Source organism: Mesorhizobium sp. M0894 (assembly GCF_040319725.1).
In the GTDB taxonomy this organism is placed as follows: domain Bacteria; phylum Pseudomonadota; class Alphaproteobacteria; order Rhizobiales; family Rhizobiaceae; genus Mesorhizobium.
On record NZ_JAMYOG010000001.1, the window covers coordinates 430,932 to 450,708 of the forward strand.

Genomic DNA, 19,777 nt, shown 5'->3' on the forward strand with positions numbered 1-19,777 from the left:
CTGCATCTACGGTCTGGCTTTCGCTGGCTTTAGCGGATTTTCGGCATCTGCCACTTGCGGCCGGCATGCGAAAGCGGCCAAGCTCGCACCAATTTTCCCAGCATAGGCAGACGCATGATTTTCGCTTCCGACAATTGGGCAGGCGCCCATCCCCGTATCGCTGCCGGCCTGTCGGCCCATACCGACGGCTTCTCCACCGCCTATGGCGACGGTGTCCTCGACAAGGCCGTTTACCAGCGCTTCAGTGAAATCTTCGAATGCGAGGTCGCGGTGTTTTTCGTGGCCACCGGCACCGCTGCCAATTCGCTGTCGCTGACTACCTATAACAAGCCAGGCGGCATTTCCTTCTGCCATCGCGAATCGCATGTCATCGAGGACGAATGCGGTGCACCGGAATATTTCACCGGCGGTTCGCGGCTTTATACAATCGACGGCGCACTCGGCAAGATCGATGCCGGCGATCTGGAACGGGCAGTGGACCGTTTCGCACCCGAAAACGTCCATTCCGGGCGGCCTATGGCGGTTTCGATCACCCAATCGACCGAGGTCGGCACCGTGTACACGCTGAACGAAATCGCCAGGATTTCGGCGATTGCAAAGCAGCACGGATTGCCGCTGCACATGGACGGGGCCCGCTTTGCCAATGCGCTCGTCGCGCTGGGAACGACGCCGGCGGAAATGACCTGGAAGCACGGCGTCGACATCCTTTCCTTCGGCGGCACCAAGAATGGCTGCTGGTGCGCCGAGGCGATCGTGCTGTTCGACCTCGAGCGAGCCAAGGAATTGGCGTTTTTGCGCAAGCGCGCCGCCCAACTGTTCTCGAAATCGCGCTTCATCGCTGCGCAATTCGATGCTTATTTCAGGGGTGGGCTATGGCTCGACACGGCACGGCACGCCAATGCCATGGCGGCACGGCTTGCTGCGGCGATCGAGGATTCCCCTTCAGCGCAGCTGGCCTGGCTGCCGCAGGCAAACGAGGTCTTCGCGGTCATGAAAAAGACCGAGGCCGAAAGAGTGCAAGCGGCAGGCGCGGTGTTCCACGACTGGCATAGGCCGCTCGGCTACGACAACCATGTCGGCGAGGACGAAGCCCTCTATCGCTTCGTTACCAGCTTCGCGACCACGGCCGACGAGGTCGACCGTTTCGGCTACCTGCTCGCCGGATAGCAAGTCTTACCACCAGCAAAAAGCGGCGGCGCATTTGCTGCACCGCCCCTTTTTCCCGGGGAGTTGGCGTCCCGGGGAGTTTAGCTGCCCGATTTAGGCGGCGGTCTTGGCCTCGATCTGCTTGGCCTTGGCCGGAGCCGAGGTGATCGCGATCTTGCGCGGCTTCAGCTCTTCGGGGATGTTGCGCTTGAGGTCGACAAAAAGCAGGCCGTTCTTCAGCGCGGCGCCGACAACCTCGACGTGATCGGCAAGCTGGAAGCGGCGCTCGAAGGCTCGGCTGGCGATACCGCGATAGAGCAGTTCGGAGCCTTCGCCATTGCCTTCCTCCTTGCGCTCACCCTTCACGGTCAGCACATTGCGGTGAGCTTCGATCGAAATCTCATCTTCCGAGAAGCCGGCCACAGCCATCGAGATGCGATAGGCATCCTCGCCGGTGCGCTCGATGTTGTAAGGCGGGTAGGTCTGGCCTTCCGGCTGCGCAAGCGAATCGAGCATGGTGAACAGCCGGTCAAAACCGACGGTCGAACGGTAGAGCGGGGAAAAATCAACGTGACGCATGGTGTGTTCTCCTGTTGAGCAACAAGGTTTGCGTATGGCCGGTGCGAAACCCGTGACGGCGTTCCGGATGGGCCAGCGGCCCCGACATTGGCGGCCGCATGACAAATTTGGGAAGCGGACGACGGCATTTCAAGATTTGCCCGCGTCCGAACCGCATCGGCCCCTGATCACGTCCCGATGCCGATGAACGGCAGATGAACCGTGGCTTCGGCGAGCGTTCACCCAGACGGCATTAAAATTGTTCTCGAGATCAGAAACAGGTCGCCTGAGAAGGCGACACGACGAGGCCGAACCGGGTGTAACGTCCCTTCCTCCCGGGTCGACAGAGGCCGGAAGCACGCCCTACGCTGCTTCCGGCCTTACTTGTTCGCTGCCTGGGTCGACGTCCCCGGCGTCCCGAATTCCTTTGCTTTTGGCGCATGGGCGTTTATGCCTGACTTGCGCCCACGCCGTCACCGACGCCAAGCAAACACCGTATGACCGATCTGTTCCCCCAGCCCTCCCTGTTCTACGAAACTCCAGGCAATCCGCTGCCGGAAAACGCGGCCGGCGGCTTCTTCACCACGCGCGACGGCAAGAAGATCCGCTATGGGCTGTTTGCCGCGGTTGCCCGCCCGATGAAGGGCACCGTCGTCGTCCTGACCGGCCGCAACGAGTGCATCGAGAAGTATTTCGAGACCATTCGCAACCTTGCCGACCGGGGTTTTGGCGTGGCGACCCTCGACTGGCGCGGCCAAGGCGCTTCCGACCGGATGATCGGCGATCGCCAGCGCGGCTACGTCCGAAGCTTTTTCGACTATACCGGCGATCTCGAGCAGTTCTTCGAAGAGATCGTGCTGCCCGATTGCCGGGGACCCTACTACATACTGGCCCATTCGGCCGGGGCGGTGATTGCGCTGCTCGCCGCACCCTCAATGGCGAACCGCGTACGTCGCATGGTGCTGATCGCACCATTCTTCACCGTGCCTGACCTCCCGGTTTCGGTAAAAACCGTTCGCGGCATCTGTTCGCTGTTCTGCCTTCTCGGCCTTGGCCGGCTCTATGCCGCATGGGGGCCGCGGCCGAAGGAATCGGTGCCCTTCGCCATAAACAAGCTGACCAGCGACCCGGAACGCTATCGGCGCAACACGCTGATCTACGAAACCTATCCGCAGCTGGCGCTCGGCGGACCGACGATCTGCTGGCTGAAGGCGGCCACGGAGGCGTCCTTGATCGTCAGCGACCCGGATTTCATGGCCAAGATCCAGGTGCCCTTGCTGATGATCGCCGCCGGCGCCGACCAGGTCGTCTCGACCAGGGCAGCCGAAGCCTATGCAAGACGTCTGCGCGTCGGCTCGCTAGTGATGATCGACGGCGCTCGCCACGAGATCCTGCAGGAGGCCGACCTCTATCGCGAGCAACTGCTTGCGGCATTCGATGCTTTCATCCCAGGAACCGGCGACGCTGTTTAACCGCTTCGCCAGCGCCCGGCAACAAAGCCTGCGCGGGTTGCTTGCCCGGCGCAGCTTGCCCCTTATTCCCGTTCAGGCATCGAGCGCTAGGTAGCGGCCAAAGAGATTGGAGGCAATTCGGCAGAGACCGGGAGAAAAACGACCATGAACGCATCGAACACGCTGTCACGTCAGGGGCATCGGCTACTGCAGATTGGCGTCGCGCTGCTGCTGTTTTCGTCATTCGAAGGGTTTGCAATACCGTACCTCGCCGCACCGCGGCTCGGACTGTCCGCGCACACGCTCAGCGCCCTGGAGGGCGTTCTCTTGCTGGCGCTAGGCCTCACATGGTCTAGGCTCAATCTCGGCGCGGCGATGTCGCGGATTGCGTTCTGGCTGCTGATCTATTCGGCTTTGGCGATCCTGGCCGCCTACGTGATCGCCAGCGCCTGGGGGGCCGGCAACGAGACAATGCCGTTGGCGGCCGGAGCCTTCCACGGAAGTGCCTTTCAGGAAACAGTCATCAAAGGCGTGGCGTATTCGTCTGCGCCGACCGGCCTCATCTCTTTCGTGCTCATTTTGTGGGGCCTGCGTCTCTCGGACGCTTGGCCTGCCGATAGCTAATGCATGTCCCGCAAAAGTGCGCAGCGGTTTTGCGATAACGACATCCAAACGAGCGCGTCTCCCATGAGTCGATTCAAACCCGACGCGCTTTAGAACCGTACCACGGTTTCCGTCGGATTTGCGCAAAACAGACGCTTGGGTATACGGATCCTCAGCCGCGCAGCGCCGCCATCGCTGCTGCGTGCAGCTCCGGCGTCGCCGCCGCCAGGATGTCGCCGCCCTTTTCCGCCGGTCCGCCCTCGAAAGTGGTGACGACGCCGCCTGCCTTCTCGATGATCGGGATAAGCGCAACGATGTCGTAGGGCTTCAATCCCGGATCGGCGACGATATCGACGCTGCCTGCCGCCACCATGGCGAAGGCATAGCAGTCGGTGCCGTAGCGGGCGAGCTGGACCTGTTGCTCGAACAAGTCGTAGCGCAAGCGCGCGTCTCCCTTGAACAGCGCCGGCGTGGTGGTGAACAGCGTCGCCTCGGCGAGGTTCGTGGTCTTGCGCGTCGTGAGTCTTCGCGGGCCACCGGGACCTTCATAATGCGAGCCGGAAGCGTTGGCGTAGAACAGCTCGCCGGTGAAGGGCTGCGACATCAGGCCGGCGACGGCATCGCCGTCGACCGTCAGCCCGACCAGCGTGCCCCACACCGGCAGGCCGGAAATGAAGGCGCGTGTGCCGTCGATCGGATCGATCACCCAGACATGCCGGCTGGAGATGTTTTCGCTGCCATGCTCCTCGCCGAGAATGCCGTGATCGGGGTATTGCGCTGATATCAGCGCCCGGATCGCGCGCTCGGCCTCACGGTCGGCCTCCGTGACCGGGTCGAAGCTGCCGTGCTCCTTGTTGGCGACCGCCCCCTGGCTGCGGAAGCGCGGCAAGGTCTCGGCTGCGGCGGCACGCGCAATGCGCCGCATGAAATCGATGCTGATGTCCAACTGATTCTCCCGCTCCAGCATGTTTGAGATGCCGGTTTGCCTACGGATTTGTGCCGAAACAAGGGCGTTTTGTACCGAAACAAGGGCATTCGGAGCCTTTCGCACGACGCCAACTGTTGCTCGAATGCAACGCAGTCATCATGGAAATGCAATTTCCACTTCACAGTGAATTAAAAAAGCCGGAACGTGCCTTGACATTTGTGCAGCGCACAATACGTTTGTTCTCGGACAGGGGTTCCTGTCCATGCCCTCCTTGGGCGTTTCCTCCCTAGACTTCGACCGTGTCGTGCAAACGATGCGGTCTTTTTTTACGCTTTTTACGCTGCCACATGAGCGGCGAATGCCGCGATTCCGACTGCTATTCGGCGGCCAGCGGCAGATCGACGAAATGATGATCCGGCATTGCCATCAACTCGGCCGAAAACCGCGCCAGGTCGTCGGCCAACGCGTCGAAACCAGCTGATCTCTGGAACGTCCGCTCATTCATGTAGAGCCCGCGATTGACCTCGATCTGCAGCGCATGCAGATGGCGCACCGGGCGGCCATAGTGCTCCGTGATGAAGCCTCCGGCATAGGGCTTGTTGTGGGCGACGCTGTAGCCCATGCCGGTGAGCAGGCCGATCGCCGTCTCGGTCAACGCCGCCGCGGCGGAGATGCCGAACCGGTCGCCGACGATGAAATCCGGCCGCAATCCGCTGTCGCCAACTCTTATGCTTGCCGGCATCGAGTGGCAGTCTATTAGCACGGCATAACCGAAGCGCGCATGGGTTCTGGTCAAAAGCCGTTTCAGCGTCTCGTGATAGGGTTTGTAGACCGCTTCGATGCGCGCCACGGCTTCGGCCAGCGGCAAGCGGCCGGAGTAGATGTCGAGCCCCTCGCCTACCAGCTTGGGCACGGTACCGAGCCCGCCGGCCACCCGCGCCGAGCGGATGTTGCAGAAGGACGGCACCGGTTCGGCGAACATGCGAGGGTCGAGTTCCCACGGCTCCCGGTTGACGTCGAGATAGGCGCGCGGGAAGTTTGCCGCCAGCATCGGCGCCCCGAGCGCGACGGCACCGCCGAACAATTCCTCGACATAGCAGTCCTCGGAGCGGCGGATGGCGTTGCGGTCCAGCTTGGCCATCGCCATGAACCGGTCCGGATAGTAGCGGCCGCTATGCGGCGAGTTGAAGAGGAAGGGAACGCGCTGTTCGGCGCCCGATCGGATTTCGAAGGGTGGAACGACCGAAAAATCCTCGGCTGCCGTTTTCAATTTGAACGAACCCGGAAATACCAATGCATCATGACAGGAAAGTGCCACCTCGCCGCCCGCATGTCCAGCCGCCGAAGCGCTAGCCAAATCAGGATTGTGCGCCCAACGTTCACTTGATGTTTACCGTCACCTCCTCATATACAGCATGGTTAACGGGCTTGCCGCACGGCATTGTCGGTTGGGTGATTCGGACGGGACAAGATGGCACGCATTCTGCTGGCGGAAGACGACGACGACATGCGCCGGTTCCTCGTCAAGGCGCTGGAGCGCGCCGGCTATCAGGTCAGCGATTTCGACAATGGCGCCAGCGCCTATGAGCGGCTGCGCGAGGAACCTTTTTCGCTGCTTTTGACCGACATCGTCATGCCCGAGATGGATGGCATCGAGCTCGCCCGCCGCGCCACCGAGATCGACCCCGATCTCAAGGTGATGTTCATCACCGGCTTCGCCGCCGTCGCGCTGAACCCCGATTCGAAAGCGCCGAAAGACGCCAAGGTGCTGTCGAAGCCGTTCCACCTGCGCGACCTCGTCAACGAAGTCGAAAAGATGTTGCAGGCCGCCTGACGCGCTTTTTGTCGCGTCTTGACCGACGCGGCAAGCCAGCCATTCTTTCCCTTTCCCGCTATTGACGCGCTGAACCAAAAATGGTGTATGCGCGGCTTCGGATGGGCGTGTAGCTCAGCGGGAGAGCACTGCATTGACATTGCAGGGGTCACAGGTTCAATCCCTGTCACGCCCACCATCCAGACAATCCCTCAATCGGCCGTCGGTGTTTTCATCGGCTGACGTTCTCGGCCTGATCCGATCCTGACGCCGAGCTCGCCAATACCGGCCTCAGGCCGCGCCGAGGCGAAGATCGCCAGTCTCGACGTGCTCCAGAAACCAGGCATAGGTCTGTTCCAATCCGCTGCGCAACGAGTAGCGCGGACGCCAGCCGGTGGCGAACAGGCGCGACACGTCCATCAGCTTGCGCGGCGTGCCGTCCGGCTTTGTCGGATCGAATGTGATCGTGGCATCGGCGCCGGCGACCGACACGATGGTGCGGGCAAGGTCGGCAATGGTGATGTCTTCCCCAGAGCCGACATTGATGTGGCTGTCGCCGGCATAATTCTTCAACAGCCAGACCAGGGCGTCGGCGGCGTCGTCGACATGCAGGAATTCGCGCATCGGCGTGCCCGATCCCCACACCTCCAGGCTCTTGCGGCCGGCGCGCCTGGCCTCGTGCGCCTTGCGCATCAGAGCGGGCACGACATGGCTGGAATTGAGGTCGAAATTGTCGCCCGGGCCGTAGAGATTGGTCGGCATCGCCGAGATGTATTCGACACCGTATTGGCGCCGGTAGGCCTGGCACAGTTTCAGTCCGGCGATCTTGGCGATCGCATACCATTCGTTGGTGGGTTCGAGCGGGCCGCTCAGCAAGGCGTCCTCGGAGATCGGCTGCGCCGCGAATTTGGGATAGATGCAGGATGAACCGAGAAACAGCAGCTTCTGCACCTCGTTACGGAAGGCGCTGTCGATGACATTGTTCTGCATGACGAGGTTGTCCTGCAGAAAATCGACCGGAAGCCTGTCGTTGGCCAGGATACCGCCGACCTTGGCCGCTGCCATCACCACTGCATCCGGCTTGCGGTCGGCCATCCAGCGCCGCACCCCGGCCTGGTCGAGAAGATCGAGCTCGGCGCGCGAGGCGGTCAGGACCTCGCAATCCTCGTCGGCCAATCTGCGCAGGATGGCCGAGCCGACCATGCCGCGATGCCCGGCGACAAAAACGCGCTTGCCCTGAAGGTCGAAGGTCATCAACTCACCCCAATGCAGAACGGCAGCTTTGCCAGTGGCCGGCGGAGCGCCGGATCGGCTTCTCTGTTGCCGGACGCATACCGCATACAGATTTATCCAGACAAGCCAAATCGCAAAACCACCCAAACCAGGCGTTTGGATCAGACGCTGTAACGTCTAGCGATCAGACACCCGCTACTGCGCAGAGGCTTGTCATTCTGGCGATGGCGAGTTCCGGCTCGGCCAGCAACCCCGCCTGATCGGCAAGGCGAAAGACATCGGCATAGTGACGGATGCCGCGCGCCGATTGCATGCCGCCGATCATCGAAAAGTGCTCCTGATGGCCGTTAAGCCATGCCATGAAAACGATGCCGGCCTTGTAATATTCGGTCGGCGCCTCGAAGATCTTGCGCGACAGCGGTACTGTCGGGACCATCAGCGCGTCATAGCCGGCGCGGTCGCCGTCGGCCAGCTTTGCCAGCGCCGCATTGGCGACGGGCGCGATGGCATCGAAAATGCCGAGCAGCGCGTGCGAATGCCTGTCGCCGTCGCCGGCGATCAGCTCGGGGTAGTTGAAGTCGTCGCCAGTGAACATCACCACGCCCTCGGGCAGCCGGTCCCTGAGCGCGATCTCCTTGCCGGCATCGAGCAGCGATATCTTTATGCCTTCGACCTTGCCGGCATGGCGTTCGATGATCGCGATCACCGTCTCGAGCGCAGTTTCGAAATCGCTGCTGCCCCAGTAGCCTTTCAGGGCCGGGTCGAACATATCGCCCAGCCAGTGCAGGATGACCTTGCCGGAGGACTGGGACAGGATCCGGTCGTAGACACTGACATAATCGTCGGGCCCTTTGGCGACCGCCGCCAGTGCACGGCTGGCCATCATGATCGCCTTGCCGCCAAGTCCTTCGATGAAGCCGAGCTGCTCTTCATAGGCCGCGATGACATCGGCGAGCGTGCTCGCGGCGCCCGGCGCCAGATGGTCGGTGCCGACGCCCGACGCGAGATCGGCGCCGTCGACGCTGCGCGCCTCGGCGATCGAGCGGCGGATTAATTCCCTGGCATTTGCCCAGTCGAAACCCATGCCGCGCTGCGAGGTGTCCATCGCTTCGGCGACGCGAAAGCCGAGCCGCCAAAGGTGGCGGCGAAACGCCATCGTCTTGTCCCAGTCGACTGCCGGCCGGGACCACGGATCGGTCATCGCCACAGGATCGGCGACCACATGGGCGGCGGCATAGGCGATGCGCGAGAACCGCGCGCCGGCCGCAGGCTGCACCGGCTGGCCGACAAGCCGGTAGCGGATGCGGCCGCCGCCTTCCCCTGGCAAGGTGATGTCCATGGCTCTCTCCCTTCCCAGCGCCTATTAAATGGAACGTTCCAATAAATCAAGATGCTTTGCCGCTCCGCCGTGCGCCGGTCGAATTGCGGCAGCGCAACAGCACAAAGCCATATACTCCTTGGCAATTGGGCGCCATGAGCCGCATTTTCACGGATTCGCAAAAACGCGATTGACTCAAATCCATAGGAGCGATTAGATCGTTCCAATAAATCGCATTAGGAAACCATCGGGAGGACAGATCTGGATGGCCAGCCGGGCCAAGGCAACGATACTCGACATAGCCCGTGAGGCGGGCGTGTCCAAATCGACGGTTTCGCTGGTGCTGCAAGGCAGCGGGCTGATCCGGCCTGAAACTGCGCTCAAGGTTCGCAAGGCGATCGAGGACGTCGGCTACGTCTACAACCGCGGCGCCGCCAATCTGCGCAAGGCCCATTCCAATGTCATCGGCATGGTCATCAACGATCTCACCAATCCGTTCTTCGCCGAACTGGCGGTCGGCATGGAGCGCGTCTTCCAGTCGGCCGGCGTCGTGCCTTTCATCGCCAATACGGCTGAAAACCCGGTGCGCCAGGAAGAGGTTTTGAAATCGCTGATGGAGCAGGGTGTCGCCGGGCTCGTCGTGTCTCCCGCGCGCGGCACCACGCCCGGCGCGTTCCGCCGCCTTGAGACCGCGGGCGTTCCGGTTGTCTTCGTCATGCGCCGCCTCCCCGAAAGCCGCATCCCGGTGATCACGCCCGACAATCATCGCGGCGCCTATCTCGCTACCGCCCATCTGATCGGTAAGGGCCACCGCCGGCTGGCCTTCTTCGGCGGTTCGTCCGACCTTGTCGTCTATCACGAGCGGCTGGGCGGCTTTCGCGAGGCCTGTGAAGCGCTCGGCATCGCACCGGCCGACAGGCTGGTCTTCGAGGGCGAAACCAGCCGCAAGGGCGGCATTGCCTGCCTGGAAACCGCGCTCGCCATGGCCGCGCCGCCGACTGCAGCCCTTTGCTTCAACGATGCGGTCGCCTTCGGCGTCTTGCTGGCGCTACGCAAGCGCGGTCTGGAGCCTGGCGCGGACTTTGCCGTCGTCGGCTTCGACGACGTCGCCGAGGCCGAGCACTATATGCCGGCGCTGACCAGCGTGTCGGTGAACACCGCCGGCCTCGGCGAGCGCGCCGCCCATGTCGTGCTGAAGATGATCCAATCGCGCACCACGCGCGCCGAGGATCATATCGGCGCCGTCAACCTCGTGGTCAGGGAAAGCTGCGGCCCCGATCGCAAGGAGCATAGCTGCGCAGGAATAGGAGACGCGGCATGACCGTCAGTTGGGGGCTGATCGGCGCCAGCATGATCGCAAGACAGTTCATGATCGGCGCCATCCGCGCGCAGCCGGACGGCGAGATCGCCGCAGTGATGAGCTCCAGCCCGGAGCGCGCCGGCACCTATGCCAGCGAAAACCGTATTCAGGCGGCGGTCACGACGCTGGACGCCCTGCTCAAATCCGATATCGACGCCGTCTACATCTCGACCACCAACGAATTGCATCTCGAACAGGCACTCGCCGCCCTCGAGGCGGGAAAGCATGTGCTGTGCGAAAAGCCGCTGGCGCTGACCAGTGCCGACGCCCGCAAGATCGTCGCGGCGGCCAGGGCCGCCGGCGTCGTGCTCGGCACCAATCACCATTTGCGCAATGCCGGCTCGCATCGGGCGATGCGCGCAACGATCGCTGCCGGCCGCATTGGCAGGCCGATCGCCGCGCGCGTCTTCCACTCTGTCTATCTGCCGGAAAACCTGCAGGGCTGGCGCATCACCAGGCCGGACGCCGGCGGCGGCGTGGTGCTCGACATCACCGTCCACGATGCCGATACGCTGCGCTTCGTGCTCGGCGACGATCCAGTCGGGATCTCGGCCTTCACACAATCGGCCGGCATGGCCGCCGGCGGGCTGGAAGACGGCGCCATGTGCCTCTGGCGCTTCGCATCGGGCGTCATCGCCCAGTCGCATGAGGGCTTCACCACCAAGTTCGCCGGGACCGGCTTCGAGGTGCATGGCACCGAAGGCTCGCTGATCGGCAGGGACGTGATGACGCAGAAGCCAGTCGGCTCTGTGTTGCTGCGAACGGCACAGGGCGAGGAGGAATTGAGCTTCGATCGCGAAGACCTCTATGCCCGTTCGCTGCGCCAATTCCACGCGGCGATCCGCGGCGAGGGCCAGCCTTCCGCCACCGGCGAGGACGGCGTCTGGTCGCTGACCGCGGCCGAAGCGGCATTGCAGTCGGCCAGGTCCGGCAAGGCCGTTGCCATCGACCCGAAGCTCGGGAGTGCTGGGTGAGCAAGCTCGTCTCCGCGACTGAGGCTGCCGGCCTGATCAAGGATGGTATGGTCGTTTCCGTGTCATCGTCGAGCGGCCTCGGCTGTCCGGACGCGGTGCTGGCCGCCATCGGCGAGCGCTTCGACGCGGATGGGCATCCCAAGGATATCACGACGCTGCACCCGATCGCCGCCGGCGACATGTACGGCATCAAGGGCATTGATCATCTCGCCAAGCCCGGCTTGTTGAAGCGCACTTTGTGCGGCTCCTATCCATCCGGGCCGTCCTCGTCCGAACCGCCGCAGATCTGGAAGATGATCGGCGACAATTCGGTCGCCGCCTATAACGTGCCGTCCGGCATCCTGTTCGACATGCATCGCGAGGCCGCCGCCAAGCGCCCCGGGGTGCTGACCAAGGTCGGGCTCGACACCTTCGCCGACCCGCGCCACCAAGGCTGCGCCATGAATGCCGCCGCCAGCGAGCCGATCGTTTCCGTGCAGCAGTTCGATGGCGAGGAGTGGCTCTATTTCCGCTCGATCGTGCCGCAGGTCGCGATCATCCGCGCCACCACCGCCGACGAGCGCGGCAACCTCACCTATGAGCATGAAGGCGCCTATCTCGGCGGCCTCGAACAGGCGCTGGCCGCTCGCAACAATGGCGGCATCGTCATCGCGCAGGTCAAGCGCGTCGTCGAGAACGGCACGCTGAAGCCGCACGATGTGCGTGTGCCCGGTGTGCTGGTCGATCATATCGTGGTGGCGCCCGACCAGTTTCAGACGACGCTGACGCCCTACGATCCGGCCATCTCCGGCGAGATCTTCCGGCCACTGTCGAGCTTTCGCAACGCTGAAATGAACGTCCAGAAGGTCATTGCCCGCCGCGTCGCCATGGAGCTTGCCGACGGCATGGCCGTCAATATCGGCTTCGGCATCTCGGCCAATGTGCCGCGCATCCTGCTCGAGGAAGGCCAGCACGGCAAGGTCACCTGGGTCATCGAACAGGGCGCGGTTGGCGGCGTGCCGCTGCTCGACTTCAAGTTCGGCTGCTCGTCGAACGCCGACGCTTTCATGCCCTCGCCGCACCAGTTCATCTATTTTCAGGCTGGCGGCTTCGACGCCTCGCTGCTGTCCTTCCTGCAGATCGACCGCCACGGCTCTGTCAATGTCTCGAAGCTTTCGGCGCGGCCGCATGTCACCGCCGGCGCCGGCGGCTTCGTCGACATCACCGCGCGGGCGAAGAAGATCGTCTTTTCCGGTTTCTTCAATGCCGGTGGCAAACTCTCATTGGCCGATGGCGGCATCCGCATCGACCAGGAGGGCAAGGTCAAGAAAGTCGTCGGCGAGGTCGAGCACATCTCCTTCTCGGGCAAGCGTGCCGTCGCCCAAGGGCAGGACATCACCTACATCACCGAGCGCTGCGTGATGAAGCTGACGCCGGCAGGGCTGATGGTCACCGAGCTGGCGCCGGGCATCGACCTTGAACGCGATGTGCTGGCGCAGGCCGAGATCCCGCTTGCTGTCGCCAACGACCTCAAAGTGACGCCGGACGCGCTCTACCACGACCGACCGATCGGCCTGTTGCTTAATAGCGGCGCCTCGCTTGGGGGCGCACATGGCTGAGCGTCTAGTAACCTTTGAAACTGACGGCGCCATCGGCATTGTCACGCTGCGCCGGCCGGAGAAATTCAACGCGCTCGACATTCCGATGCTGCGGGCGCTGGAAGCAGCACTCGACGAGGCCGAGGCGGCGGATGGCGTCCGCGTCGTGCTGGTCTGCGGCGAAGGCAAGGGCTTCTGCGCCGGCGGCGATGTCGAAGCATGGGCAGAAATGAGCGCTGTCGACTTCCAGGTGCAATGGGTGCGCTACGGCCACCGCGTCTTCGACCGGCTGGCGCGGCTGCGGCAGCCGACGATCGCCGTGCTTGCCGGCCATGCGCTGGGCGGTGGGCTGGAACTGGCGGCTGCATGCGACTTCCGCGTGGCAGAAACACAGGTGAAGCTGGGTTTCCCCGAGACCTCGATCGGCGTCGTTCCCGGCTGGTCCGGCACACAGCGCGCCGTGCGCCGCTTCGGTGCACAGGCGGTGCGGCGGATGGCGCTTGGCGGCGAGGTGTTTCTGGCAACCGATGCGATGGCGTGGGGGATTGTCGACCGGGCGGTCGAGACCGGCAAGGCGTTCGCGGACGCCAAGGCCTGGGCCGGCAAGATCGCCGAGCGCGGGCCGCTGGCAACCGAAGCCGCCAAGCTGATGATTGCCATCGCCGAAGGCGAAGAGAGTGCCGCCGCGACCGAAGCGCTGGCCAGCGGCTTCGTTGCGCTGACGAGCGATCTCAGGGCCGGCGTCGAGGCTTTCAAAGCCAAGCAGAAACCGGCGTTTTCAAGATCATAGAATGCGAGCGGAACCTGGAAATCACATGAACGCGCCTCTTAACATCACCATGCCCGCCGAGGCAGCCGCAGCGCCGAAAAGCTACCGACTGCTGATCGGCGGCAAGTTCGTCGGCGCCCAGGACGGCCGCACGCTGGAGCGCAGCAGCCCCGGCCACGGCTTCACCGTTTCGCGCTATGCGCAAGCCGGCGCGGCGGACGTCGAGGCGGCGGTACAGGCCGCGCACAAGGCCTTCGAGACCGGCCCGTGGCCGCGCATGAAAGCCGCCGAGCGCGCCGCGATCCTGCTCAAGACGGCTGGCCTGATCGAGGCGCGACTGGACGAGATTGCCCGGCTCGACGCGCTGGAATCCGGCAAGCCGATTGCCCAGGCGCGCGGCGAGATCGGCGGCGCCATCGACATCTGGCGCTATGCTGCGGCACTCGCCCGCACGCTTCACGGCGAAAGCTACGCCAATCTCGGCGATGCCATGCTCGGTGTCGTGCTGCGCGAACCGATCGGCGTCGTCTCGATCATCACGCCGTGGAATTTCCCGTTCCTTATCGTCAGCCAGAAACTGCCCTTCGCGCTCGCCGCCGGCTGCACGGCGGTGGTCAAGCCGAGCGAGATGACCTCGGCCTCGACCTTCGTGCTCGGCGAGATCCTGATGCAGGCCGGCTTGCCCGATGGCGTCGTGAACATCCTTGCCGGGCTGGGCGCCGATGTCGGCGCACCGATGGTCAGCCATCCGCTGGTCGAAATGGTGTCGTTCACCGGCTCCACCCGCGTCGGCAAGATGACCATGGCGTCTGCCGCCAACTCGCTGAAGAAAGTCTCGATGGAGCTCGGCGGCAAGAACGGCCAGATCGTCTTTCCCGATGCCGACCTCGAAGCCGCCGCCGACGCGGCGGTATTCGGCGGCTTCTTCAACGCCGGCGAATGCTGCAATGCCGGCAGCCGGCTGATCGTCCATGAGGCGATCGCCGACGAGTTCCTCGGCGCAGTAAAGGCGCTGACTGCCAAGGTGACCGTCGGCGACCCGCTCGACGATCGCACCAAGGTCGGCGCGATGATCTCCGCCGACCATGTGGCCAAGGTCACCGGCTACGTGACGGCAGCGGAAAACGAGGGCAGCCGGATCTATAGCGGCGGCAAGCAGCTTGCTTCGAGCGCCGGCCAGTATCTTGATCCGACCATCGTTCGCGACGTCACCGAAGACATGGCCATTGCGCGCGAGGAAGTGTTCGGTCCGGTGCTCTCGGTGCTGACTTTTGAATCGATTGAAAGGGCGTTGCACATCGCCAACAACACGCCCTATGGTCTGTCGGCGGGCGTGTGGAGCGCCAGCATCGATACCTGCATGTCGGTGGCGCGGAATGTGCGTTCGGGAACCGTTTGGGTGAACACGTTCATGGAGGGTTATCCCGAGCTGCCTTTCGGCGGCTACAAGCAGTCCGGTCTCGGACGCGAACTCGGCAAGCGCGCCGTCGAGGATTATACCGAGGAAAAGACAATCCAGTTTCATCGCGGCCAGCGCACCGGATGGTGGGTCGGCTGAGTTGGGAAGAACCCGGTGGGCATCCGCCGGTCGTGTAAGTTCAACAAGGGAGGAAGTACATGTTGCGCAAACTGCTTATCGGGACGGCTCTCGCATCGGGCGTTGCGTTCGCGGCCCATGCCGAGGACGTCAAGGAAGTCCAGATGCTGCATTGGTGGACGTCGGGCGGCGAAGCTGCCGCTCTGAACGTGCTCAAGCAGGATCTGGCCAAGGAAGGCTTTGCCTGGAAGGACGTGCCGGTGGCCGGCGGTGGCGGTGACCCCGCAATGGTTGCGCTGAAGGCAATGGTGGCTGCAGGCAATCCGCCGACCGCCTCGCAGATGCTCGGCTACACCGCGCTCGACTATGCGGCGGCCGGCAAGATGGGCGATATCACCGCTATCGCCGTCAAGGAGGGCTGGGACAAGGCTGTTCCCGCGGCGCTGCAGAAGTTTACCGTCTATGACGGCAAATGGGTCGCGGTGCCTGTCAACGTCCATTCGGTCAACTGGTTGTGGATCAACAAGGCTGTGATGGACAAGATCGGCGGCACCGAGCCGAAGACCTTCGACGACCTTATTGCGCTGCTCGACAAGGCCAAGGCGGCCGGCGTCATTCCGCTCGCCCTCGGTGGCCAGAACTGGCAGGAAGCCACCATGTTCGACTCGGTCGTGCTGTCGACCGGCGGACCTGAGTTCTACAAGAAGGCCTTCAACGACCTCGACGACGCATCGCTCAAGTCCGACACGATGAAGAAGTCGTTCGACAACCTCGCCAAGCTGGTCACCTATGTCGACCCGAACTTCTCGGGCCGCGACTGGAACCTCGCCACCGCCATGGTCATCAAGGGGGATGCCCTGGTTCAAGTCATGGGCGACTGGGCCAAAGGCGAGTTCCACGCCGCCAACAAGATCCCGGGTACCGATTTCCTGTGCTACCGCTTCCCGGGCACCGACGGCAGCGTCGTCTACAATTCCGACGTGTTCGGCATGTTCGACGTATCTGACGACCGCAAGGCCGCCCAAGCCGCACTTGCCACCGCCACTTTGTCGAAGAGCTTCCAGTCGGCCTTCAACGTCGTCAAGGGCTCGGTTCCGGCCCGCACCGACGTACCGGACACCGACTTCGACGCCTGCGGCAAGAAGGGCATCGCCGACCTTAAGGCCGCCAACGAGAAGGGCACGTTGTTCGGTTCGCTGGCCCAGGGCTATGGCGCCCCGCCCGCGATCGCCAATGCCTACAAGGATGTCGTGACCAAGTTCGTCCACGGCCAGATCAAGACCTCGGACGAGGCCGTGACCGAACTGGTCAAGGCGATCGACGACGCCAGGTAAGGCCACGCACGAAAAAGACCTTCCCCGCTCCGGCGGGGAAGGTTCCAATCCGCAGATATGGTCGACCACGCGGTCGATCAAAACCCCGTCTGCACCGGGCCGTCTTCCCGCTTGGCGGTGAAAGCACGGACGACCCAGAACGGGAGGAGTTCATGAGTACGGTTGCGACAAGCCAGATCAAGCTGACGCCGGAGCACAATGCTCGTCCGCGCGCCTCGGTGCGTTCGCGCCTGCAGGATGCGCTGCCGAAGATCGTGCTGGCGCCGAGTTTCGCCATCACCATCGTCTTCGTCTACGGCTTCATCCTGTGGACGATCTATCTGTCCTTCACCAATTCCAAGACCTTCCCGTCCTATGCCATCACCGGCCCGCGCGCCTACCAGCGGCTGTGGCGTTGGACCTTCGACATCGACCCGCCATCGAGCTGGTACACGTCGATCACCAATATGGGCATTTTCGGCTTTCTCTACATCTTCATCTGCCTGGCGCTCGGCCTGTTCCTGGCCATCCTGCTTGATCAGAAGATCCGCGGCGAAGGCATGTTGCGGCCGATCTATCTCTACCCCATGGCACTGTCCTTCATCGTCACCGGCGTTGCCTGGAAATGGTTTCTCGACCCCGGCCTCGGCCTCGAGCAGACGTTGCACCAGTGGGGCTGGACGAGCTTCCATTTCGACTGGATCAAGAACAAGGATTTCGTCATCTACACGGTGGTCATCGCCGGCGTCTGGCAGGCTTCGGGCTTTATCATGGCGATGTTCCTGGCCGGCCTGCGCGGGATCGACGGCGAGATCATGAAGGCGGCGCAGATCGACGGCGCCACCACCTTCCAGCTCTACCGCCGCATCGTCATTCCGCTGCTGCGGCCGATCTTCCTTTCGGCGTTGATCGTGCTCGCGCATCTCGCCATCAAGTCCTACGATCTGGTCGTCGCGCTGACCAGCGGCGGGCCGGGCGGCTCGGCCTGGCTGCCGTCGAACTTCATGTATGAGTACACCTTCAAGCGCAACGAAATGGCCGTCGGCTCGGCCAGCGCCGTGATCATGCTGATGACCATCACCGCGATCATCGTTCCCTATCTCTATTCCGAGCTCCGGGAGAAGCCGCGATGAGCGCCGTGGCCACTCCTGCTCGCCAGAACACTGGCGGTATCCGCGCCAGGACGGTCAACCGCATCGTCATCTACGGGCTGCTGGCGCTGTTCGCGCTGTTCTACCTGATGCCGCTATTCGTCATGCTGGTGACCTCGTTCAAGACCATGGACGAAATCCAGAACGGCAACATGCTGGCGCTGCCGCAAGCGCCGACTTTCGCACCCTGGATAAGGGCGTGGAGCGAGGTCTGCTCGGGTCTCACCTGCGTCGGCATGAAGGGTTATTTCTGGAACTCGATCAAGATGGTGGTTCCAGCGGTCGTCATCTCGACCCTGCTCGGCGCGCTCAACGGCTATGTGCTGACGAAGTGGCGCTTTCGCGGGGCGACGCTGGTGTTCGGGCTGATGCTGTTTGCCTGCTTCATCCCGTTCCAATCGGTTCTCTTGCCGATGGCAACGATCCTCGGCAGCTTCGGCCGGTTCGGCGTCAAGCTGCAGAACGCGACCGGCCTCACCTTCGGCTTCGGCAATCCGACGGTGAACCTGGTGTTCGTCCACGTCGTCTACGGCATCGGCTTCACCACCCTGTTCTTCCGCAATTACTACGAAGCGTTTCCGAATGAATTGGTGAAGGCGGCGCAGATCGACGGCGCCAGCTTCTTCCAGATCTTCCGGCGCATCATGCTGCCCAACTCGCTGCCGATCATCGTGGTGACGGTGATCTACCAGTTCACCAATATCTGGAACGACTTCCTCTTTGCCTCCGCCTATGCCGGCTCCGGCGACGTGATGCCGATGACCGTGGCGCTGAACAACGTCGTCAACACCTCGACCGGCGTCGTCGAATACAACGTCAACATGGCGGCGGCGATGATCGCCGCGCTGCCGACGCTCCTCGTCTATGTGCTCGCCGGCCGCTATTTCGTGCGCGGCCTGATGGCCGGCGCCGTCAAAGGATAATCGCATGGCTTTTCTGGAAATTGACGCGTTGAAGAAGCGTTTCGGAGCGGTCGAGATCCTGAAAGGCATCGATCTCGACCTCGAAAAGGGCGGCTTCCTCGTGCTGGTCGGGCCCTCCGGTTGCGGCAAGTCCACGCTGCTCAACACCATTGCCGGCCTGGAGACCATCACCGAAGGCGAAATCCGCGTCGACGGACGCACGATCAACGATCTCCACCCCTCCAAGCGCGACATCGCGATGGTCTTCCAGAGCTACGCGCTCTATCCGAACATGACGGTCGCCGGCAATATCGCCTTCGGCATGGAGATGCGCGGCGTGCCGGCCGACGAGCGCCAGAAGGCCATCGACAAGGTGGCGAAGGTCCTGCAGATCGGCCATTTGCTGAAGCGCAAGCCAAGCCAGCTTTCCGGCGGCCAGCGCCAGCGCGTCGCCATGGGCCGGGCACTGGTGCGCGATCCAAAGCTGTTCCTGTTCGACGAGCCTTTGTCCAACCTCGACGCCAAGCTGCGCGTCGACATGCGCATCGAGATCAAGCGCCTGCACGCCACCACCGGCACCACCATCGTCTACGTCACGCACGACCAGATCGAGGCGATGACGCTGGCCACCAAGATCGCGGTGATGCGCGACGGCGAGGTGCAGCAGTTCGGTACGCCGGCCGAAATCTATAACAATCCGGTCAACCTGTTTGTTGCTGACTTCATGGGCTCGCCGGCGATGAACCTGATCCCGGCGACGATCGGCAGCAACGGCAGCGGCTTCTCCGTCGTCATGGAGCGCGAGGCGCGCCAGCCGATCTCGCTGCCGCTGGCCAATGCGCCGGCCGGCCTGTCGGCGTTCCAGGGAAAACCGATCATCTTCGGCGTCCGCCCGGAAGCACTGACCGATCCCGAAGGGGCCGAACGCAACGCCTCGAACATCGCCCGCGCCGACTGTCACATCGAGGTCATCGAGCCGGCCGGCTCGGATACGTTCGCGGTCACCAATCTCGGCGGCAAGGCGGTGGTGGCGCGGCTGCGCGCCGACGCCAACATCCAGCCCGGCACGGTCACGCCGCTCGCCTTCAACCTGACCAAGGCGGTGTTCTTCGATCCGGCGACCGAGAGACGCATCGTCTGACGG

The 19,777-nt window shown here is 63.2% G+C and carries 18 protein-coding genes and 1 tRNA gene; 14 read left to right on the plus strand and 5 right to left on the minus strand.

Annotated features, from left to right (window positions below):
- Positions 1-114 precede the first annotated feature (114 nt).
- Entirely contained in the window at positions 115-1,167 is a 1,053-nt protein-coding gene (locus tag NKH91_RS02105; RefSeq protein ID WP_352845575.1) for a threonine aldolase family protein, read from the plus strand.
- Positions 1,168-1,260: 93 nt separating this feature from the next.
- Here NKH91_RS02105 and NKH91_RS02110 read toward each other — a convergent pair whose 3' ends face one another.
- Positions 1,261-1,725, minus strand: a complete 465-nt coding sequence (locus tag NKH91_RS02110) for an Hsp20 family protein (protein ID WP_023675381.1) — start codon at positions 1,723-1,725, stop codon at positions 1,261-1,263.
- A gap of 476 nt (positions 1,726-2,201) precedes the next feature.
- Between NKH91_RS02110 and NKH91_RS02115 the strand changes: the two genes are divergently transcribed.
- Positions 2,202-3,176 (plus strand): alpha/beta fold hydrolase, encoded by a 975-nt coding sequence (locus NKH91_RS02115; protein WP_352845573.1) that lies wholly within the window; start codon positions 2,202-2,204, stop codon positions 3,174-3,176.
- 144 nt (positions 3,177-3,320) lie between these two features.
- Positions 3,321-3,779 carry a styrene oxide isomerase gene (locus NKH91_RS02120; RefSeq protein WP_023719087.1) on the plus strand — a complete coding sequence of 153 codons (459 nt, stop codon included), beginning with the start codon at positions 3,321-3,323 and terminating at the stop codon, positions 3,777-3,779.
- A gap of 151 nt (positions 3,780-3,930) precedes the next feature.
- Here the strand turns inward: NKH91_RS02120 and hisN are convergent, their stop codons facing one another.
- Both hisN and NKH91_RS02130 read right to left on the minus strand, forming a co-directional pair.
- Positions 3,931-4,704 carry a histidinol-phosphatase gene (gene hisN / locus NKH91_RS02125; RefSeq protein ID WP_352640187.1) on the minus strand — a complete coding sequence of 258 codons (774 nt, stop codon included), beginning with the start codon at positions 4,702-4,704 and terminating at the stop codon, positions 3,931-3,933.
- A 358-nt stretch (positions 4,705-5,062) separates the two neighbouring features.
- On the minus strand, positions 5,063-6,004 hold the full coding sequence (locus NKH91_RS02130) for an N-formylglutamate amidohydrolase (RefSeq protein WP_023719085.1): 942 nt from the start codon (positions 6,002-6,004) through the stop codon (positions 5,063-5,065).
- Between the two features lie 153 nt (positions 6,005-6,157).
- Between NKH91_RS02130 and cpdR the strand changes: the two genes are divergently transcribed.
- Together cpdR and NKH91_RS02140 are read left to right on the plus strand one after the other, a co-directional pair.
- Positions 6,158-6,520 carry a cell cycle two-component system response regulator CpdR gene (gene cpdR / locus NKH91_RS02135; protein ID WP_006199474.1) on the plus strand — a complete coding sequence of 121 codons (363 nt, stop codon included), beginning with the start codon at positions 6,158-6,160 and terminating at the stop codon, positions 6,518-6,520.
- Between the two features lie 103 nt (positions 6,521-6,623).
- Positions 6,624-6,698: transfer RNA gene (locus NKH91_RS02140), tRNA-Val, on the plus strand.
- A gap of 92 nt (positions 6,699-6,790) precedes the next feature.
- Here the strand turns inward: NKH91_RS02140 and fcl are convergent.
- Together fcl and NKH91_RS02150 are read right to left on the minus strand one after the other, a co-directional pair.
- Positions 6,791-7,753, minus strand: coding sequence for a GDP-L-fucose synthase (gene fcl, locus NKH91_RS02145; RefSeq protein ID WP_352845572.1), 963 nt, complete (start codon positions 7,751-7,753; stop codon positions 6,791-6,793).
- A 163-nt stretch (positions 7,754-7,916) separates the two neighbouring features.
- Positions 7,917-9,071 (minus strand): dihydrodipicolinate synthase family protein, encoded by a 1,155-nt coding sequence (locus NKH91_RS02150; RefSeq protein WP_352845571.1) that lies wholly within the window; start codon positions 9,069-9,071, stop codon positions 7,917-7,919.
- Positions 9,072-9,315: 244 nt separating this feature from the next.
- Between NKH91_RS02150 and NKH91_RS02155 the strand changes: the two genes are divergently transcribed.
- From NKH91_RS02155 to NKH91_RS02195, 9 genes are all read left to right on the plus strand, one after another.
- Entirely contained in the window at positions 9,316-10,371 is a 1,056-nt protein-coding gene (locus NKH91_RS02155) for a LacI family DNA-binding transcriptional regulator (protein ID WP_352845570.1), read from the plus strand.
- Positions 10,368-11,384, plus strand: coding sequence for a Gfo/Idh/MocA family protein (locus tag NKH91_RS02160; protein ID WP_352845569.1), 1,017 nt, complete (start codon positions 10,368-10,370; stop codon positions 11,382-11,384). The genes NKH91_RS02155 and NKH91_RS02160 overlap by 4 nt, the downstream gene beginning before the upstream one ends.
- Positions 11,381-12,982 carry an acyl CoA:acetate/3-ketoacid CoA transferase gene (locus NKH91_RS02165; protein ID WP_352845568.1) on the plus strand — a complete coding sequence of 534 codons (1,602 nt, stop codon included), beginning with the start codon at positions 11,381-11,383 and terminating at the stop codon, positions 12,980-12,982. Before NKH91_RS02160 ends, NKH91_RS02165 begins: the two co-directional genes overlap by 4 nt.
- Positions 12,975-13,751: an enoyl-CoA hydratase/isomerase family protein gene (locus tag NKH91_RS02170; RefSeq protein WP_352845567.1), complete on the plus strand. Its 777-nt coding sequence runs from the start codon at positions 12,975-12,977 to the stop codon at positions 13,749-13,751. Before NKH91_RS02165 ends, NKH91_RS02170 begins: the two co-directional genes overlap by 8 nt.
- A 25-nt stretch (positions 13,752-13,776) precedes the next feature.
- The gene (locus tag NKH91_RS02175) at positions 13,777-15,288 is read left to right on the plus strand and encodes an aldehyde dehydrogenase family protein (protein WP_352845566.1); all 1,512 of its coding nucleotides are present in this window, start codon (positions 13,777-13,779) and stop codon (positions 15,286-15,288) included.
- A 59-nt stretch (positions 15,289-15,347) separates the two neighbouring features.
- A complete protein-coding gene (locus tag NKH91_RS02180) occupies positions 15,348-16,601 on the plus strand; it encodes an ABC transporter substrate-binding protein (protein WP_352524643.1) in 1,254 nt (417 codons plus the stop codon).
- Between the two features lie 152 nt (positions 16,602-16,753).
- Entirely contained in the window at positions 16,754-17,713 is a 960-nt protein-coding gene (locus NKH91_RS02185) for a carbohydrate ABC transporter permease (protein ID WP_352524644.1), read from the plus strand.
- On the plus strand, positions 17,710-18,654 hold the full coding sequence (locus tag NKH91_RS02190) for a carbohydrate ABC transporter permease (RefSeq protein ID WP_023719057.1): 945 nt from the start codon (positions 17,710-17,712) through the stop codon (positions 18,652-18,654). Before NKH91_RS02185 ends, NKH91_RS02190 begins: the two co-directional genes overlap by 4 nt.
- A gap of 4 nt (positions 18,655-18,658) precedes the next feature.
- Positions 18,659-19,774: an ABC transporter ATP-binding protein gene (locus NKH91_RS02195; RefSeq protein WP_352845565.1), complete on the plus strand. Its 1,116-nt coding sequence runs from the start codon at positions 18,659-18,661 to the stop codon at positions 19,772-19,774.
- The last annotated feature ends 3 nt before the right edge of the window (positions 19,775-19,777 follow it).

Coding starts and splice junctions, on each gene's coding strand:
- NKH91_RS02105 (WP_352845575.1), top strand. CDS start 115: ATGATTTTCGCTTCCGACAATTGGGCAGGCGCCCATCCCCGTATCGCT.
- NKH91_RS02115 (WP_352845573.1), top strand. CDS start 2,202: ATGACCGATCTGTTCCCCCAGCCCTCCCTGTTCTACGAAACTCCAGGC.
- NKH91_RS02190 (WP_023719057.1), top strand. CDS start 17,710: ATGAGCGCCGTGGCCACTCCTGCTCGCCAGAACACTGGCGGTATCCGC.
- cpdR (WP_006199474.1), top strand. CDS start 6,158: ATGGCACGCATTCTGCTGGCGGAAGACGACGACGACATGCGCCGGTTC.
- NKH91_RS02175 (WP_352845566.1), top strand. CDS start 13,777: ATGAACGCGCCTCTTAACATCACCATGCCCGCCGAGGCAGCCGCAGCG.
- NKH91_RS02110 (WP_023675381.1), bottom strand. CDS start 1,725: ATGCGTCACGTTGATTTTTCCCCGCTCTACCGTTCGACCGTCGGTTTT.
- NKH91_RS02185 (WP_352524644.1), top strand. CDS start 16,754: ATGAGTACGGTTGCGACAAGCCAGATCAAGCTGACGCCGGAGCACAAT.
- NKH91_RS02180 (WP_352524643.1), top strand. CDS start 15,348: ATGTTGCGCAAACTGCTTATCGGGACGGCTCTCGCATCGGGCGTTGCG.
- NKH91_RS02120 (WP_023719087.1), top strand. CDS start 3,321: ATGAACGCATCGAACACGCTGTCACGTCAGGGGCATCGGCTACTGCAG.
- NKH91_RS02155 (WP_352845570.1), top strand. CDS start 9,316: ATGGCCAGCCGGGCCAAGGCAACGATACTCGACATAGCCCGTGAGGCG.
- NKH91_RS02195 (WP_352845565.1), top strand. CDS start 18,659: ATGGCTTTTCTGGAAATTGACGCGTTGAAGAAGCGTTTCGGAGCGGTC.
- NKH91_RS02170 (WP_352845567.1), top strand. CDS start 12,975: ATGGCTGAGCGTCTAGTAACCTTTGAAACTGACGGCGCCATCGGCATT.
- NKH91_RS02160 (WP_352845569.1), top strand. CDS start 10,368: ATGACCGTCAGTTGGGGGCTGATCGGCGCCAGCATGATCGCAAGACAG.
- fcl (WP_352845572.1), bottom strand. CDS start 7,753: ATGACCTTCGACCTTCAGGGCAAGCGCGTTTTTGTCGCCGGGCATCGC.
- NKH91_RS02150 (WP_352845571.1), bottom strand. CDS start 9,071: ATGGACATCACCTTGCCAGGGGAAGGCGGCGGCCGCATCCGCTACCGG.